Source organism: Pontibacter sp. SGAir0037 (assembly GCF_005491705.1).
Classification (GTDB): Bacteria; Bacteroidota; Bacteroidia; order Cytophagales; family Hymenobacteraceae; genus Pontibacter.
Map to the genome: position 1 here is coordinate 3,386,632 of NZ_CP028092.1, position 16,753 is coordinate 3,403,384.

General features: G+C 42.7%; 13 protein-coding genes. 2 read left to right on the plus strand and 11 right to left on the minus strand.

Going from position 1 to position 16,753, the window contains the following annotated elements:
• Nucleotides 1-377 precede the first annotated feature (377 nt).
• Together C1N53_RS13735 and C1N53_RS13740 are read left to right on the plus strand one after the other, a co-directional pair.
• Nucleotides 378-1,844 (plus strand): CHASE3 domain-containing protein, encoded by a 1,467-nt coding sequence (locus C1N53_RS13735; RefSeq protein ID WP_137759851.1) that lies wholly within the window; start codon nt 378-380, stop codon nt 1,842-1,844.
• 50 nt (nt 1,845-1,894) lie between these two features.
• Nucleotides 1,895-2,329 (plus strand): response regulator, encoded by a 435-nt coding sequence (locus C1N53_RS13740; RefSeq protein WP_137759852.1) that lies wholly within the window; start codon nt 1,895-1,897, stop codon nt 2,327-2,329.
• 24 nt (nt 2,330-2,353) lie between these two features.
• Here the strand turns inward: C1N53_RS13740 and C1N53_RS13745 are convergent, their stop codons facing one another.
• The 11 genes from C1N53_RS13745 to C1N53_RS13795 form a co-directional block, all read right to left on the minus strand.
• Nucleotides 2,354-2,950, minus strand: coding sequence for a ribonuclease HII (locus C1N53_RS13745; RefSeq protein ID WP_137759853.1), 597 nt, complete (start codon nt 2,948-2,950; stop codon nt 2,354-2,356).
• A gap of 89 nt (nt 2,951-3,039) precedes the next feature.
• Nucleotides 3,040-4,425 carry a RagB/SusD family nutrient uptake outer membrane protein gene (locus tag C1N53_RS13750; protein ID WP_206077575.1) on the minus strand — a complete coding sequence of 462 codons (1,386 nt, stop codon included), beginning with the start codon at nt 4,423-4,425 and terminating at the stop codon, nt 3,040-3,042.
• Between the two features lie 145 nt (nt 4,426-4,570).
• Nucleotides 4,571-7,696 (minus strand): TonB-dependent receptor, encoded by a 3,126-nt coding sequence (locus C1N53_RS13755; protein ID WP_137759855.1) that lies wholly within the window; start codon nt 7,694-7,696, stop codon nt 4,571-4,573.
• 615 nt (nt 7,697-8,311) lie between these two features.
• Nucleotides 8,312-9,389 (minus strand): peptide chain release factor 2 gene (gene prfB, locus C1N53_RS13760; RefSeq protein ID WP_137759856.1). Its coding sequence is split into 2 segments (ribosomal slippage): nt 8,312-9,328 and nt 9,330-9,389, totalling 1,077 coding nucleotides; the frame shifts between segments, so codons are not numbered across the junction.
• Between the two features lie 99 nt (nt 9,390-9,488).
• Nucleotides 9,489-10,562, minus strand: a complete 1,074-nt coding sequence (locus C1N53_RS13765) for a branched-chain amino acid aminotransferase (protein WP_137759857.1) — start codon at nt 10,560-10,562, stop codon at nt 9,489-9,491.
• A gap of 25 nt (nt 10,563-10,587) precedes the next feature.
• Complete coding sequence (locus C1N53_RS13770) at nt 10,588-11,139, minus strand: cob(I)yrinic acid a,c-diamide adenosyltransferase (protein ID WP_137759858.1); 552 nt, start codon at nt 11,137-11,139, stop codon at nt 10,588-10,590.
• A gap of 10 nt (nt 11,140-11,149) precedes the next feature.
• Complete coding sequence (locus tag C1N53_RS13775) at nt 11,150-11,866, minus strand: ABC transporter ATP-binding protein (RefSeq protein ID WP_137759859.1); 717 nt, start codon at nt 11,864-11,866, stop codon at nt 11,150-11,152.
• A 12-nt stretch (nt 11,867-11,878) separates the two neighbouring features.
• Nucleotides 11,879-14,914, minus strand: a complete 3,036-nt coding sequence (locus C1N53_RS13780; protein ID WP_137759860.1) for a hypothetical protein — start codon at nt 14,912-14,914, stop codon at nt 11,879-11,881.
• Nucleotides 14,915-14,929: 15 nt separating this feature from the next.
• Nucleotides 14,930-15,217, minus strand: coding sequence for an Asp-tRNA(Asn)/Glu-tRNA(Gln) amidotransferase subunit GatC (gene gatC / locus C1N53_RS13785; RefSeq protein ID WP_137759861.1), 288 nt, complete (start codon nt 15,215-15,217; stop codon nt 14,930-14,932).
• Complete coding sequence (locus C1N53_RS13790; RefSeq protein WP_240773224.1) at nt 15,159-15,968, minus strand: 1-acyl-sn-glycerol-3-phosphate acyltransferase; 810 nt, start codon at nt 15,966-15,968, stop codon at nt 15,159-15,161. Before C1N53_RS13790 ends, gatC begins: the two co-directional genes overlap by 59 nt.
• 169 nt (nt 15,969-16,137) lie before the next feature.
• Nucleotides 16,138-16,695 carry an NUDIX hydrolase gene (locus tag C1N53_RS13795; RefSeq protein ID WP_137759862.1) on the minus strand — a complete coding sequence of 186 codons (558 nt, stop codon included), beginning with the start codon at nt 16,693-16,695 and terminating at the stop codon, nt 16,138-16,140.
• Nucleotides 16,696-16,753: the final 58 nt, after the last annotated feature.

Below are 16,753 nucleotides of genomic sequence, written 5' to 3' on the forward strand. Positions count from 1 at the left end.
GGCTTGTTCTAGCGATTGGGTCACAAAATTAACTAAATTTATACTCCATCCTAACCTTATATAGTATCGGGTAGCTTCTTCTTGTGCGGTATTAGCAGCCTTACTGCCTTTAATTAAATAACCAGTTATTCCTTTTGCTTCTATTTGGCTGCAGTGATATGTGGTGCGCAGTTTATAACTTTTTTGCTATATATACGTATAGCAAATTCTTAACCAGCCAACATGACTACGCCAGCCTGTAAACATAGCTATCAATATCAAAAAAGCCTTAATTTCGTTTATTCCTGTTATTTTCGTTCTCATAAAGCATCCGGTGAACCCGACCGTTATCTTTAAATTAACATTATAAATTACCCTTATAAGGTTTTATTAATTACATGAAGTTATCTGTTAAGCTGTTTGCAGGCTTTCTCCTTATATCTATTCTTTTCACTGCTGTTGCAATCGTAAACTTCAGATTATCTGAAGTAGTAGTAGAAAACTCCAGATGGGTTTCGAGATCGCAGATTGTAGTCCGTAACTCTGCGGCTCTTCAACGCTATATAATTGATATGGAAACAGGTATACGAGGATACCTGTTAAATGGAAATGAAACATTTCTGGAGCCGTATCTTCAGGCAAAGGAGCAGGTTCCCAAACTATTACAGGAGGTACGAAGCTATACAAGCAGCTCTGAAGAACAGCTGAAGAAACTGGATAATATCCAAAATACACATAGCAGGTGGCATAAGAATTACGCCGAACCCCTTATTGAACTGATAAAGGCCGACACTTTAGAAAATGGCCGCTTCAACGTACTTATAGATAGCCTGGTGCTAGGTGAAAAAACGTTGATGGATACAATCAGAAATGATTTTAAAGAGTTTAATGCTTTTGAATACCAACTGCGGCAAACCCGAAGCGATATCCTGAGCGAAAGTATACAGGACACGCGCCAGATATCTACCATTCTTACCGTTGTATCTGTTGTACTAGGCCTTTGCTGGGCTTTTTATATTACCCGAATTATTACAGGCCGAATCATAAAAATGGTGTCTCTGGCAGAAAAAATCTCCCAGGGAGACTACAAAACCCAAATAGTTGACACCTCACAGGATGAGCTAAGCAAGCTTTCGTTATCACTGAACCGTATGTCGGCCACCATTGACGATACGGTTAGCGAACTCGAGCGAAAAAACAAAGAACTGGACCAGTTTGCGTATGTAGTATCGCACGACCTGAAAGCCCCCCTTCGGGGCATTGAGGTGGCCTCGCGATGGGTAGAAGAGGATATGGGACAGGAATTGCCTGCCAATGTCAGAGAATACCTGGTTATGATGCGTGTACGTGTTCATCGTATGGAAAACCTTATCAATGGTATACTGGCTTTGGCACGTATTGGCAGAACCAACCATACCGAAGAAGTAGTAGACGTGCAGCAGCTCTTAACTGAAATAATAGACCTGCTGTCTCCTCCCAAAGGGTTTAACATCCATATTCAGGACGAAATGCCTGTTATATACACTGTTCGCATACAACTGCAGCAAGTGTTCTCCAACCTGATCAGTAACGCCATTAAGTACCATCATAAAGATACGGGGAATGTGTGGATAAGACATCAGATCGAAAATGATTTTCATGTTTTCTCTGTTACAGACGATGGTCCGGGTATAGATACAGAATATCACGACCGTATCTTTGTTATCTTTCAAACGTTACAAGAAAGAGACGCCGTAGAAAGTACAGGGGTAGGCTTAGCCATTGTGAAAAAAATTGTAGAGTGGCAGGGAGGCACAATTCGTATAAACTCCGAACCTGATCAAGGCGCAACATTTACCTTTACATGGCCGATTGTGGAAGCATAAAAGGTATAATTTTTATACATTTGTAAAATACAGGATTACGAACTTACTATATGAGTGATAAATCAGTTAATATTCTTTTAGTGGAAGACGACTATCTGGATATTATGAACGTTGAGAGAGAGTTAAAAAAAATAAATATTACCCATCCGATACACGTTGCACGTAACGGTCGGGAGGCTTTGGACATGTTGAAAGGAAATGGTGTACCGAAGATTTCTCCTGCGCCAAGTGTCATCTTACTCGACATTAACATGCCGCGCATGAACGGACTTGAGTTTCTTACTGAATTAAGACACGACCCGGAATTCAGCCACGTTCCTGTTTTTATCATGACTACATCCAATGAAGAGTCAGACCGCTTCGCTGCGCAAAAACTAAATGTGACAGGCTATATTGTAAAGCCTTTATCGTTTGACAACTTCGAAAACAGCATTTCGTCGCTGGACAGCTTTAGCTTATTTTTAGATCTTATTAAGCTGAAATAAGCTTTAACACCCTCCATAGAGATGCTAGAACAAAGGCAGTTGCTCTGGTAATAACCTAAAGGATTTTCTATGGTGGGGAGACACCCCTTCTTTTAGAATCGCTTCTCTGTGTTTTATGGTTGGATAACCTGCGTTCTGCTCCCAACCATAGTCTGCAAATTCTGCTGCCAAAGCAGCCATCTTATCATCCCGATATGTTTTTGCCAAAACCGAGGCAGCAGCAATCGACAAGTACTTTGCATCGCCTTTTATAATGCAGGTATGAGGCACTTCTTTGTACTGCTTAAACCTGTTTCCGTCCACAATTAAATGCGCAGGCACATTGGCTAACGCCTCTACCGCTCTGTGCATGGCCAGGTAAGTTGCCTGCAGAATATTGATTTCATCTATTTCCTCCGGACTGGCCTCTCCTATGGCCCAGCTAACAGCATCTCTTTTAATATCTTCCCTGATCGCCTCCCGCTGGATTTTACTTAACTTCTTAGAGTCGTTGAGTAAGGGATGCGTATAGTTTAGTGGCAATATAACTGCAGCAGCCACAACAGGCCCTGCCAGGCAGCCACGCCCCGCTTCGTCGATGCCGGCTTCGAAGGGTAAGGAGGTGTAGGTAGAGTAAAGCATTCGAATTTTTATTCGACAAGGTAAATAAGCTTGGGTATAAAAAAAAGCCCGTTCTAAAGAACGGGCTTCTCAAAAGAAAACATTAGAGACTATAAGGCTCCATTTGTCAGCACTTCTGCTGTTGGAATAGGTAACAGATAGCGAGGATCTGTTGTAGGTATACTTGCTAATACAGTGGCAGATCCAGCTCCTCTTGAAAGTAGAGGCTGCTGTGTTCTGAACACATCATTTGTTCTGAATCCTTCTCCTAATAATTCGATTCTACGCTCTGTTAAAATAGTATTAATAAGATTTTGCTTGCCTGTTGGCACATAAATCCAGCTAGGATCTGACCGATGGTGAACTGCTAAAAGTAAAGCAAGAGCCCGTACTTCACTTCCAACTCTGGCCTCTGCTTCAGCCAAGTTTAAAAGCACTTCACCATACCTGATCAGGGGCACCCAGGTTGTGTAAGGTGAAGTTCCACTAAACTTAGTTAAAATTCTAGGTTGGGCAGTTAACCCAGTATAAGTAGCAGTCAGAGCAGATTTACGTACATCTTCAGTCCTGAATTGAGTATCAGCATAAATTCCTGTTGTAGTATTCAGCGTAAACTCAATATTCCCGGCATTGTAGTAATATCCTATCTGGTTTTGGGTACCAGGAGCATCTAAATCAGCGAAGGGGGCAGCTAATATCACTTCAGTATTTGTATTGGCCGTAGCAGTAGTAGTAGAATAGTTACTAAAGTTGTTCGCCAATGAGCTTTCCAGTTTATAGGCGTAAGCTCCTGCCAAAGGGCTAGTAAAAGGAGCTGCAGCAGAAACTATTTTATCTGACTCTGTAATAACATCAGCATAACGTCCCATCACCAAATATACCCTAGCCTTCAGTGCTATTACAGCTGCTTTGTTGGCACGTGTAATGTTTAAAGTAGTGTTGTTCGCACCAGTGCTGTACTTTTCAGGTAATGCTGTTTCTGCCTCATTTAAATCTTTAAGAATTTGAGTATATACTTGGGCTACAGTACTTCTGGCTAGAGAATTATTAGCACTGGTTGTCTCAGCCTGTAAGCGCAGTGGCAAGCCAGGTGAAGCTCCGTTATCAGCCACATAAGGTTTTGCAAACATCTGAACCAGATAGAAATAAGACATGGCTCTGATAAATTTAGCTTCGCCCTCATACTGTTTAGCCGTTTCGGCAGGCACGCTGTTAGGGTTTTCAGCTAAACCTTTTAAGAACAGGTTTGTTCTGTTGATGGTTAAGTAACCTCTTGACCAGATATCTGTTAAGTATGGTTCATCTGCACCGCCTGTCTGGTTCCAGATACTATAGCCTGTAACGTTATTTGCTGTTCTGTTTACAAATTCTTCTCCCCTGATATCGTTATAGATCTGATAACGTCCTCCTAAAAAGCGACCATGCTTTATAGAACTGTACAATCCATTTACCTGCGCCAGCACAAGGGCCGGCGTTGCAAAGTTATTCCCTTCCAAAACAGTAAGTTCTGGTTCAGCTGTAAGGAAATCTTCATCACATGATGAAACAACAGGCACTAAAGGTATAGTTAAAAAAGCAAGCTTAACTATATATCTTTTACTTGATTTTATATTCAACATTTTCATTCAAATTTAAAGTAGATTAGAATCCTAGGTTTAAGCCAACAGTCATCACCCTTCCTTGAGGAACAGAGTTTCGTTCGATACCAGAAGCAATGTTAGAGTTTCCGTTTGAAGAAATTTCAGGATCTGAACCAGTATAACCAGTAAGTAAGAACAGGTTATCAGCCTGAGCGTAGATTCTTAGTGAATTAATACCTGATTTACCAAACAAGCTCTTGGGTAATCTGTAGCCCAACAGAATGTTTTGTAGGCGAAGAAAATCTCCCTTCTGCACATTGGCATCAATCGGGAAAGCAGAGCCATTTGAAACGTTATCACCAAATACAGGGCGTGGTATATTTGTATCTTTGTTGGTTTCTGACCAGTAGTTTAACACATCTGTGTGGTTGTTCCAGATACGTTGATCACGTAAGCCCGCCTGAGTACCGTTATAGATATAGTTGCCACCGGAGTAAGTAAACAAGATGTTTAAATCAATATTCCTATAGGAGAAGTTGTTTGTAAAACCACCATACCATTTTGGAATTGTGTTACCTGCAATCTGAGCATCTGCACCAGACACCGCTGAGGCTTGCGTTCCGTTAAGGTAAGTCCAGGCGTTGGCACCACCTCCATGTAAGTATTGTACCTGCTCTCCGTTTTTGTTAATAAAGATTCTTCTACCATTTTCAGGATTTATGCCAGCAGTTTTAACCACATATAAACTACTCACAGGATAACCTACTTTTGTGATGTTTGCTGTTTCTAAAGAACTGGTTGCTCCTAAGATAGGATCTTCCCCTACGAGTGCAGTAACTTCATTCTTAACTGTTGTGATGTTAAAATTAGTTGTCCAGGTAAATCCTCCTTTATCGATTGGGGAACCGCTGATGGCAAATTCAAAGCCCTTATTATACATGGAACCTACGTTTTGCAAAATAGAGTTACCAGGTATCCCTTTTGAAGGTGCCTGTGGAACTGCCAATATCAAACCATCAACATCATTGTTATAGTAATTAGCCTCTAAAGTTAACCTGTTGTTGAATAAGCCTAAATCGAAGCCAATGTTGGTTTGATTACTAGTCTCCCAAGTAAGTTCGTTATTTCCTGCCTGCGCATACACAAGGCTTGGAACTGTAGCATAAAGTCCGTCTGAATATTGCGTATAAGAACCGTAATTATCTCCAATGTTACCATTACCCACTTTACCCCAACTGGCTTTCAGTTTAAAATTAGAAACTGTGTTCGCAAAAGAAGCATTTTTAAAGAAATCTTCTTCAGACAGAGCCCAACCAATAGAAGCACCACCAAAATTACCCCATCTTACCTCAGAAGCTAACGCTGAGTTACCATCTCGTCTGAAATTAGCATTCAGGAAATATTTATTGGCATAGTTATAATTCAAACTTGAGATATAAGATTCATATACTCTCTTCCCTAAAGAACCACCAGCACTATTGATGCCATATGTCGCACCATAGTCATTAAAAGTTGGTATAGCTAATTGAGAACGTGTTGCCCACCAGTAATCTGACGTCATTTCCTGAGCATCAGTACCCACTAAAAGGCTAAAATTGTGATTTTCTGCAAAAGTTGTCTGATACTGTAAAGTATTTACCCAGTTCCAGTTTTCTCTTCTGCCGTTTGAGTTTGAAGATGAACCACCTGTTGCAGGTGCTGCAACCCAGCCATCACCATTCAGAGGGTTGTAAAACAACTTACCTTCTGTGTTATTTAGATCATACGAGTATGTTGTTTTAAATGTAAGACCTTTGAAAAGAGTAAAGTCTGCACCCATATTCGCTATAATCCTGTTAGACTCAGATGTCATTTTATCTAAATCCAGTAGCACTACAGGGTTATAATAACCAACACTGCCCACGTTGGCTCCGGCGCCTATTGCGTTGCCGCTTAGGTTATAGCTACCATCTGGGTTATAAGGTGAAACGTTTGGAGACATCACCAAAGCGATTCTACCTAAACCAGCAACACTGAATGCCTGACCTGGTAAAGAACCACTGTTCGGTGCCTGGTTCAAGCTGTTTGAGTAAGTAACATTACCTCTCAAACTAAACCAATCTGTTACCTTGTGGTTTATGTTTAAACGAGCTGTTTTACGATTAAAAACGTTGTTCTTAATAAAACCTTCCTGGTCTGAAACGCCTGCAGAAAAGTAGTAAGATGTTCTATCTGTACCTCCGGATACTGATAATGCATGGTTATGTGATACAGCGTTGCGGTAAACCAGATCCAGCCAGTCTGTATCTACCATAGAGCCGTCCGCATTATAAGAAGGCAGAAAGCCTTCTGCTAAATTGGCATTTGCACGAGCCATGTTTTTATAATCCATAAACTCTTGGGCATTAAGCATATCAGGTAATCTGGTTGCCTTACTAACGCCAACCCAACCGTCATAATTAACTCTGGTCTGCCCTTGTTTTCCTTTCTTTGTTGTGATAATTAAAACGCCTGCTGCTGCTCTCGATCCATAAATAGAAGTAGAAGCGGCATCCTTCAGAATGTCAATTGACTCAATATCAGCAGGATTTATATCTGCTAAAGGGTTGTTTGAGGCACTGTTGTCTGAAACTCCTCCGGTTGAAATTGGAATACCATCCACAACAACCAAAGGGAATGAGCTTAATGAAATGGAATTAACACCACGCACTCTAATAACCGGCGGGTTGTTTAAGAGTCCGTTAGGCTGCACAATATTAACACCTGCTGCCTGACCTGTAAGTGCCTGTGCAAAACTTTGAACTGGCCTTTCTTTGATAGCTTCACCTGTTACAGTAGCAGCCGCGCCGGTAAACTCTTGCTTGTTCGTTGTTCCATATCCGGTTACAACAACTTCATTAAGCACTTTATCATCTGTACCAAGTGTTACATTGATAGATGTAAGGTTACCAATTTCTCTTTCCACTGAAACATATCCCAAAAAGCGATAAACCAGTGTAGTAGCATTTGCAGGCACATTAATAGTATAAGTACCATTCGCTCCTGTTGTTACCCCCGTACCTGTACCTTTAACCAGTACGGATACACCAGGTAATCCCTGACCAGTAGCCTGATCAGTTACAGTTCCGGATACAGTTTTGCCCTGCGCATAAGCATGCTGATGCAGCACACATAGCAAAGCAAAACAGATAAGCAGTAATTTTCTCATTGTGTTTTGAATTAAGTGAAAGTTAGAGTTAGTTATTAAGGTTTGTAAGAAACACAGCAGAGTTTATCAGGCATAAATACAAAAGTAAAGGCGTACCTTACCTGTAAGCATTTATATTACAAAATGCCTTATCAATTATACCTTGAAAGAAAATCAAATACCGGATTAGAAACTTTAAATCCGCTACGAGGGCTTTGATTAAGCCACTTGTTTAAAGAGGGATTAGTAAAGTTATATCATATAGCTTAGGCTTGATTATTTTTTCAATAATAACCACCATTTTAAATAAAAGCAATAGCACAGTTAATTTTTTAAAAAATTAAAACAAAAAGACACTTAAAATAAAAACTTAATGTGTAAACATAAATAAAATTAAAAGTTTAAACATTAAGTTTACTTATAACTCATGTAACATTACATATCAAAATTTGCACTTCAGTTAAAATAAGTATAATTAACTATATTACATAAGCGCAACAATTAAGTAAAAATACCTTAATGACGGTTAACTCCTACCATACAATCATTTTTGCATTTTACCCATTACTTCAAAATAAAAAAAGCAGGCCTTTGGCCTGCTTTTCTAAAAAATATCATATTTACCATTCTTACTGCCTATGCTTGCATCAGATAGGCTTTAATGTACTCATCTAAATCTCCGTCTAACACGTTCTGCACATCCGAACGCTCCACGCCAGTGCGAACATCTTTCACCAGCTTGTATGGATGAAGCACATAGTTCCGGATCTGTGAACCAAAGTCAATCCGCTTTTTGGTGCTTTCAATACGATCGCGTTCTTCGTTACGCTTTTCAATCTCCATCTGGTATAACCTCGATTTCAGCATTCTTAGCGCATGCTCTTTGTTCATCAGCTGCGAACGCTCAATCTGGCATTCAATCACGATGCCAGTTGGCCTGTGTTTCAGACGAACTGCCGTTTCTACCTTGTTTACGTTCTGCCCTCCGGCTCCGCCCGAACGAAAGGTATCCCAATCAATATCACTCATGTTGATCTCGATATTGATGGTATCATCCACCACAGGATAAGCAAATATTGAAGCAAAAGAGGTATGACGCCTGCCCCCGGAATCGTATGGAGAGATACGAACCAGCCGGTGCACTCCTATCTCAGATTTCAGGTATCCATAGGCAAAATCACCTGTAATTTCGAGCGTAGCCGATTTTATACCAGCTCCATCACCTGCTGTATAGTTTAACTGCTTTACACTGAACTTGTGCGATTCGGCCCACATAATGTACATGCGCATAAGCATCTCTGCCCAGTCCTGGCTTTCTGTTCCGCCTGCACCCGGATTTATTTCAATAATAGCATTCAGTTGATCTTCTTCGCTGCTTAGCATGCGCTTGAATTCCAGCTGTTCTATAGCTCCAGAAGTTTTCTTAAACTCCTCCCTGATATCTTCTTCCGATACTTCTCCTTCCTTATAAAAGTCGAAAAGTACTTCGAAATCTGCCAGCGATTTCTCTACCTCATCGTAATGGTCTGTCCAGACTTTAACAGATTTAATTTCTTTCAGCACCTTTTCTGCAGCCTTGGGATCATCCCAGAAGTCGGGTGCTGTTGTTTGTTGCTCGGTTTCTTCTACTTGTTGCTTCTTGATATCGTAGTCAAAGATACCTCCTCAAAGCCTCTACTCTGGCTTTTAAATCTTTTACCTGTTCTGTTGTCATTGTAGAATTTTAATTATGTAATTAATAATTTATAAAAGCAAAGTGCTGAGGTTCAAACCTAACGGCTTTAACCTCAGCACTTCTTGATGCTAAGCTGTACTACAGACTGATTTTATATACCCAGCCGTGGGAATCAACTGCTTTACCTGTTCTTATTTTATCAAGCTCGGCTGCAATGCTGTTGGAGATCGTACGCGTTTCGACCGGTGGAAGCTCACAATCCTGCCCGTTATGATGAATTAAGGCTATCTGAGATATAACAGCAGCTGTTCCGGTGCCAAAGGCTTCCTGCAGTTTACCGGCATTATACGCCTCTATAACTTCATCTACAGAAACTTTACGTTCTTCTACAGTATAACCCAGATCTTTTGCAACTTGCAATACGCTGCTACGGGTAACGCCATGCAAAATACTGGTGCTTAGGCTTGGTGTGACAACAACGTTATCTATCACAAACATTACGTTCATGGTGCCAGATTCCTCAATGTACTTATGCTCACGCGCATCCGTCCAGATAAGCTGCTGAAAGCCTCTTTCATGCATCTTCTGAGTAGGCAACAGTGCCGCAGCATAATTACCTGCAGCCTTTGCATAGCCTGCACCACCCTCTGCCGAACGCACATAGTTTGTCTCAACAGCCACCTTTACCGGCTTATCAAAATAAGCTCCTACCGGGCAGGTAATAATAGCAAAACGATACGTTAGTGAAGGCCTAACACCGATAAAAGCATCGGTGGCAAACATGAACGGACGCAGATACAGCGCGCACCCAGGATTAGAAGGAACCCAGGCAGCATCTAAACGAAGTAGTTGCTCCAGGCCTTGCATAAACAGCTCTTCCGGCAACTCCGGCATACATAAACGTTGCGCCGAAGCATTCAGACGCTTATGGTTGTCCAGAGGTCTGAATAATAGGATGTCATCATTTTCGTCCCGGTAAGCCTTCATTCCTTCAAAAATAGCTTGTCCGTAATGAAGGGCAGATGTTGCCGGACTCATCGACATGTTACCATAAGGCAGAATCTGAGCATTTTGCCAGGCTCCGTCTACATAGTCTACCACAAACATGTGGTCAGAAAATGTTTTGCCAAACACCAGGTTCTCAAAGTCTACTTCCGAAACACGCGACTTAGCCACCTGCTGCGTTGGTATTGTAAAAGTATCAACTGACATAACGATAGTTTTTATTTTCAAAATTTCAGACGCGAGGCTTCCAGGTTATTTCTTCCGCCTGTAACTCCTGCGTCATTATACGACAAAGTGCAAATAAATAATCTGAAAGGCGGTTTAAATATTTTACCACCAGCTCGTCTACATACGATTCCTCCTGCAACCTGATAACGAGGCGCTCTGCACGGCGGCAAACGCAACGCGCAACATGGCAGAATGAAACCGACTGATGCCCTCCCGGTAATACAAAGGCCTTTAGTGGCGGCACCTGCTCTGTAATAAGATCTATCTCTTTCTCCAGCAGTACCACATCTTCCTCATACAAGTCGGGAGTAGTCATTTTAGTAGCTTTTTCAGGATCGGTGGCTAAGGTGGCTCCAACTGTAAAAAGCCTGTCCTGTATTTCCTTTAGAAGATCCGCACGCTTTTTATTAACTTCCTGATCGCGCACAAGGCCGATATAGGAGTTTAGCTCATCTACTGTGCCATATGTTTCGATGCGCAAATGAGATTTAGTAACGCGGGTACCGCCTATCAGGGCTGTTGTACCTTTATCTCCCGTTTTAGTGTATATCTTCATCTAAAAAACGCTACGCCTGAATTTTAGCAAAAGTAGTCACATCGTTATTAATCAGGTCCGATTCAATGAGTCCGTCTCTTAAACGAATAATACGATGTGCGTACTTGGCTATATCTTCTTCGTGCGTTACCATAATAATGGTATTGCCTTTCGAATGCAGGTTCTCAAACAGCTCCATAATCTCATAAGAGGTTTTGGTATCTAAGTTACCTGTCGGTTCGTCGGCCAGAATAATACTTGGATCGTTGATAAGTGCTCTGGCTACCGCCACACGTTGCCGTTGGCCACCCGACAATTCGTTTGGCTTATGCTTGCCTCTGTTGCCCAGGCCAACACTTTCCAGCGCATGCTGTGCTTTTTCCTCCCGCTGCGACTTTCCGTAACCGGCATAGATCAGGGGCAGCGCCACATTCTCTAACGATGACTGCCGTGGCAGCAGGTTAAAGGTCTGGAACACAAAGCCGATCTCTTTATTGCGGATTTCGGCAAGCTCATTATCGGTCATGTTGCTTACATCCTTGTTATTCAGAACATAAGTGCCGCCAGAGGGAGTATCCAGGCAACCGATAATATTCATCAAAGTAGACTTTCCAGAACCTGATGGTCCCATAAAAGCAACATACTCACCTTTTTGTATCGTAATAGATACAGATTTAAGGGCATGAATAACTTCTGTGCCCATACGGTAAACCCTGGATAAGTCGTGTGTTTCGATGATCGTGCTCATGCAGCTTAATTTTTACTGCCAGTCTTCAGTTTTAGCCTGTATTTCCTGGCGTTGCTCCTCAAATTTCTGTTTAAATGTAGTGTATTCTGAGGCAGGAAGCAAATCTTCCAGAGTAGATAATGCCTGATCGGCATAACTTGTTAAGCCTTGGTTTAAGCTCTCCAGCGCATACGCTTTATGAAGGTTTACAGCATACGGATTATAAGTGATCCCATCCAGCAGGATATTATAAGCTGTCATCTCTTGCGGAGCTTGCTTTTGGAAGAAGGCTGCCGCAGCCTCAACCACTTTTTCATCATACAGCAGCATGGCAAGCGCCTGGTTATAGTATTCTGTTGCCTCTCGTTCTCTGCCTTTCACTTCAGCTATCCGGGCTCTGTAATAGATTTTCTGCCGCTTGTCCCTCTCTGTCAAATATAAATTGTTCATGCGGCTCAGCAACACATCATGGTTGTTGGTTTGCAGCCACAACTCCAGCTGGAACAAGTTTAGCTGTGAACGTAATTCATCTTCCGGCCGCAGTACTGGTGCCGCTTCTTTTATAGCCTCATTAGCTTCTTTCCAACGGTGCTTGTTCATTAAATACTCTACTTTTGCCACCAATGCATGGCGTTTCAGCTCCTTTTCCTGCACCGCATTTACAATAGAATTCACGTCGTACAAGCTTAGCTGAGGCAGGTAGGTAAGCAGGTACTGTACTTTATCTGTATCAGGCGCCTGTGCCACAATAGAAAGCACATCCTGTTCCAGCACCTGGATAAACGTCTGTGCCACTTCTTTAACCGACTCCACATCCAGATACCCTACCTCCTCGAGTGCATCAACAGCCGCTACAGGTTGGTGAGCAAGGGCCAGGGCATACCCGTGTGGCAAAAACGCCTCGCTGTATCCCCTGTCTTTCGCTAGTTTAAAGTAAGCTGCCGCCGCTATATAGTTTCGCTCTTCCATCATCCAAAGGCCAAGCACATGATAGTAGTAGGCGCTTCTCTCGCCCGCTGCTAAGGCCAGATTCTCTACAATACTTCTGCCTTCTTTTGGCCTGCCATCGTAATGATGCACCAGCCCTTTCAGGTAATGCAGGTCTTCGGAAAACAACTGATTTCCGGGAGAAGCAATAAAGCTGTTCAACGAGTTAAGCCTGGTAGTATCTTCGCGCCCAAGCCTGCGGATAGAGGCATTGTAAAAGAGGGTGAATTCCTCTACCGATTTTATAGAATCAGGCGTAAAGTCATTTCTGGATTCGGGGCTACGGCCAATTAGCTGGCGAAGCGCCGACATGTTCGTGCGCAATGGCAGGTAGTTGCCTCCGTGGCTTTCAGTTAACAGATTAGTGGCCTCATCCAGCATGGCCTGGCGGGTATAGTAGGCTAATCTGTTACTTCGTATAAATTCCGGATTGTTACTGTGCTGCTGCGCCAGATCAAAATAATAATCTATACTATCTGTAACACTGGTCTGCATGTAAAGCAGTGCCATGTTGTTGTATAGTTCTGCACTTTTGGGAAACACTTCAATTCCTTCGCGCAACACATATAGCTTTTCAAAGAAGTACTGCTTCTCGTCATACAGGTTTGCCAGCCGCACATACATCTTCGGGTTAGGCCTTTTCGAAAGCGCCTCCTTCATCTGTACAATTTCGTTGTTACGCTCCTGCCGCAGGCGGTAAATATTGGCTAAGTTATAGTTTGCTTTTACATTCTGATTATCGTACACATCGCTCTCCTGGTAAAAGCGTTCTGCTAGAACATCGTTATCAGCGGCATGGTACAGATCGCCCAGGTAATTGTAATAACCTGCGTGTGCATAAAAATAGGAACGATACTGCGTCCGGAATACAAAAATGGCCAATATAATGGTTCCCATAGTATAAACCGTATAGAGTGGCAGCACATTAGGCTGATAAACCACCTTGTATACCGCTAAACGCTGCGATAGCAAAACCCTGAAGTTCATGATCACATATACAAAGAACATGAAGCCAAACGCCAGGTGCGTATAAATCACCAGGTCCTGGTATAGCACAACCAGTGTGTCATTGGCTGTAGCAAAGGCATAGCCTATACTCAGAAAAGAGATGATGGCAAATACCAGGTACAGAACAGCACCTGTTGGCTTAAAAGGAAAAAGCTTTCCGTAGTATGCCTCCCGCTGCTGCATGCCCCAGAATCCGGCTATAGCAGAAAGCAGGAAAATGACGTAGCCGTTTACAATAAAGGAGTATTGTATATAGCCAAGGTGGTTTAAAAACAGCAAGAGCAGATTAACAAGGTATAGCATCCCGATCAGGAAGAACTGGCCAAGACCAAACCTTCGCTCTGGCGTTTTCCCTTGCGTGTTTACCCACAGCAAGGCCTGCACATTGGCATAAGAAACCCAGATAAAGAATAACACGGTAGCCACTAAGGTACCCATACTGCTATAGTTTACCAGATGCAGCGCGGTAAGTGGGGCCGGATAGTTTGCCTCAGAAAAAATAAGCGCCCCCAGAAACAGCACCGCCGCCAGCATGGCCAACACGCGCCACAAAAATCTTACATTCGTTAAAAAAGCCTGAAACGCATAACTTAAAGAAGCCAGCACCGCAATACATACGATCAGAAGCGTCTGGCTGTAGCCCCCCGCAAAAACACCAAGCGCATCCAGACTAAAAGAAGAAAGGAAAAGCATTAACAGCAGGATTGCTCCAAAATATCCGTATTGGCGCATCGTACTGGCCGCTGCTGTATAAAAAGCAATACATAAGGCAAGTGCTCCTAAAAACAGTATGGCAGCACCTGTATGCACTGCCGGAGCACTCACATCGTATCGTTCCAGAATTAAATAACCATCAGCTGACAGCGCAAATGGCATCAGCAGGCGGTTAAACTCATGTACCGGCACAGGCACTACCTGTAGTTCAGATAGCTTATCCCAGGCATAAGCCAGGTTATCTCCCGCAAAATAGCATACAACGCCCAGCAGCAGCGAGAGAATTCCGATCAGCAATAAAAAAAGATAGGGATACTTTATATCAGTATCCCAGTTTTTATAAAATTTAATTTTATCCATAAATAAGCCGGCAGACTATTCCAGCACCTTCGGCACCCGGAAATAATCGGAGTCTTTTCTGGGGGCGTTCAGCAGCCCCTCTTCATGTGTGATCTGGTTTCGAGCTATATCGTTGCGCATTACATTTACTTCTTCAGTCATGTGAATGAGGGGCTCTACCTGCTCCGTATCCAGCTCACGCAGCTGATCTACCCAGTTCAGGATTTTATTCAGATCCTGCAGCATCTCCTGCTCTTTTTCCTCGTTAAACTCCAGCCGCGCTAAGTGTGCTAATTTCCTGATAGTCTGAATATCTGTTGACATGTGTCTTGTTATGTTTCGAAAGTTCTGTTTGAATGATATAATGTACTCTTTCTTTTAGTGCAGGCAAATCGGCCTGCGTCATTCCTTTTGTTTCGATAGGCTCATGCACCACTATCTTGAGCGGATGCCAGCGTATCTTCAGCTTTCCATCCAGGTCTGGCATAAAATTCTGGTTATAAGGCATGGTAACCGGCACCACCGCCACCTGTTTCTCTATCGCCAGCTTAAACGGGCCGTCTTTAAAAGTCAGCAGTTTTTCTCCTGCCGTTGGAGGGATAGTTCCCTCCGGAAAAATAACCAGGTTCCGCCCCTGTTCCAGCGATCTTACCGACTGTATATAGCTCTTGGCACTACTAATGGCGCTTTTGCGGTCTACCGAGATGTATAGCTTTTCATACACTTTTCCCCACAAAGGCACCTTGCAAAGCGAGCTTTTGCCAACAAAGTTAAGAAAACCTGGGATAATACGCATGACCATGGGTATATCGAGGTAAGAGCTGTGATTGGGTGTAAAGATATATTGTTGCTGCCGGTAGTCCAGTTTTGCACGCCACTCCACAATAAGCGGCGCCATAAACATGCGCAGGAAAATAGAAGACCAGGCCCTGTTAATGCTATGCACATGCCTGTACCACTTTGGCTTTCTCACCAGAACAGCCTGGGCCGGATATGTTACCACAAAAGGCAGTATAAACCAGGTAATACACCAGGTAGCATAAACGCGTTGTGCAACAAACTTGAGAGCCTTCATACACTTTCACTCATTAAATAAAAGCTGCAATTATACACCCTTAAATGTTTGTACTTATCGCAGCGGTAATTGATACTAAATAAACGGAAATTACAGCACAAATCTTACGAAGAACCTAGTTATCTACCTTAATCGTATGACTTTTCTGCTGAATACTTCATAAAAGCTGCTACTTCTGGTCTTTCAGCAACAGGGCTGCCTTTAATATACCGGCCACACTGATAGCATCTGTAATTTCGTTATTCATAGCCATGCGAACAGCCTCTTCAAAAGGAACACGCTTTATATGAAGCTCTTCCGTATCTTCAAATGCTGTTTCACCTGGCTTTAGTTCCTGGGCCAGAAAAACAAATCCCTCTTCATCGGTTACAGAATTGGTTGTATGCAGGCGACAGATATTGGTCCACTTGGCGGCTGTAAATCCCGTTTCCTCCTGCAACTCACGCTTCGCCGATTCTAATATATCATGCTCATTCAGCCCCCCTCCCATTGGTATTTCCCAGGAGTATTCGTTGAGGGCATAGCGATACTGCCCCACCAGGTAAGTGTAACCTTCATCATCGATAGGAATAATGCCAATCGCTTTATTTTTGAAGCTAACCACGCCATAAATACCTTCACCTCCCTTAGGATTCAGCACCTGGTCTTCCCGCACCTTAATCCAGGGGTTTTCGTAGATTGCACGTGTAGCAAGAGTTGTCCAGGGATTATGTTTTTCGTCTATCATGTTGATGCTTTGGATTGCCACAAATATCGATAATCTTTAAATAAAAGCAGTCACTAAA